Below are 1,721 nucleotides of genomic sequence, written 5' to 3' on the forward strand. Positions count from 1 at the left end.
GGTGTCATCGGTGGCGGTGGTCCGGGCGGCACCGGTGGCCTCGGGGGCGCGGGTGGAGCGCCCGGACTGCTCGGCACCGCCGGTCCCGCCGGCCTCGACGGCAACCTCGGCGCCACCGGCGTGACCGGCACCGGCGGGGGCGGTGGCGGCGGCGGAGGCATCGTCGTGCCCGGCGGTTTCGCCGAAAACTTCGTCAACAACACCGGTTTGAGCGCCGACCAGATCTACGTGACCGAAATCGGCCAGACGTCGCCCGGCCACTGGTCGTGGATCGACCAGAACGGCGTCGCGCACGCAATCGACCACAACGCCGCCAATGCCCCCGGTCACCTCACGAAGAACGGCGTGAATTACGCCAATATGTCATTCACGCTCGCGCAGGCGAACAACCTCGCCTCAATTCCGTCTGAGTTTCAGGGCGGCCGCATCTTTCTGTCGATGAAGCAGCCGCTCTACATCGGCATCAGCCCCGACAACTCCGGCTGGGCGGGCCCCAACCCGACAAATCCTGCCGATCCCAACTACTCCACGGTCTACGACTGGTACGAGATGACCTTCAAGAACGGATCAGTTCCGTTCGGCGGCAACACAACTCAGGTAGACCAGTTCGGATTCCCGTTCTCCTTCAACGTGACCCAGAACTCCACCGGTTTTTCGGCCACCGCCGGCATGACTCTGTCGCGGGATCAGGTCTTCCAACAATTCGCGACCTCGGTCCCAGCCGAATTCCAGGGATTGGTTCTGCACGATGCCACCGGCAATCCGCTGCGCATCGTCGCCCCGCGGACCATGCAGCCTGGAGCGCTGTCCACCTGGCTTGATCCATCGATCAACGACTTCTGGACGACCTACCAGACCAACCAATTCAACTACCAGGGCGCCGGTTACACCGTGCATGGCAGCGTCGATGCCAGCAGTCATTTCGTCTATAGCGTGACTACCAGTGCGGGCAACACCACGACGTACTCGATGGCGAAGCCCACCACGGCGCAAACCTTCGCGGCCAATGGCCCGTTCGTCGGCAGTGGCCAACAGGGAGCGTTCCTCGCCGAACTGGATGCGGCGTTCAACCGCGGTGTGGCGACCTCGCCGAGCCAATGGGCCAACGTTGCCGCCTACTACCCGACGGGTGGGCGCTGGAACAACTTCGCGCAGTTCTTCCACGCCAACAGCATCAACCACCTCGCCTACGGCTTTCCCTACGACGACGTGAACAGCCAGAGTTCGGTAGTCATCCTCGGCAATTCGCGGCCACCGACTCAATTGTCGTTCGACCTCCGAAATTGACGTGTTCCGAAACCCCTAGCACACGAAATAAGGGAGCTGTCTGATGGCGCATGTAGTGGTGGGACCGCAGCGGGTGGGGATAGCGGCAGGGGATTTGGTCAGGTTGGGGTCGGTGATCGGCGCGGCCAATGCGACGGCGCGGGCGTCGACAACGCAGTTGCTGGCGGCCGCCGAGGATGAAGTGTCGGCGGCGGTTGCGGCGTTGTTCGGCGAGCATGGGCTGGCTTACCAGGCGATCAGTACGCAGGCCGCGCGGTTCCACCAGCAGTTTGTGCAGGCGATAGGCGCGGGGGCGGGCGCGTATGCGGCCGCGGAGGCAACGAACGCGTCGCTGGTGCAAACGGCTTTGGACGTGATCAATGCCCCCAGCAACGCGTTGCTGGGTCGTCCGCTGATCGGCAATGGCACCAACGGCGCCGCGGGGACCGGCGAAG

General features: G+C 64.1%; 2 protein-coding genes. Both read left to right on the forward strand.

Annotation, left to right across the window (positions count from 1 at the left end; translation table 11 throughout):
• On the forward strand, nt 1-1,287 hold a 1,287-nt coding region (locus AO501_RS14475), incomplete at its 5' end, for a glycoside hydrolase family 64 protein (RefSeq protein ID WP_231752490.1).
• Between the two features lie 43 nt (nt 1,288-1,330).
• A partial coding sequence (locus tag AO501_RS14480; protein ID WP_156452558.1) for a PE family protein occupies nt 1,331-1,721 on the forward strand: 391 nt, incomplete at its 3' end.

Origin of the sequence: Mycobacterium gordonae, assembly GCF_001417955.2 — a bacterium.
Taxonomy (GTDB): Bacteria; Actinomycetota; Actinomycetes; order Mycobacteriales; family Mycobacteriaceae; genus Mycobacterium; species Mycobacterium gordonae_B.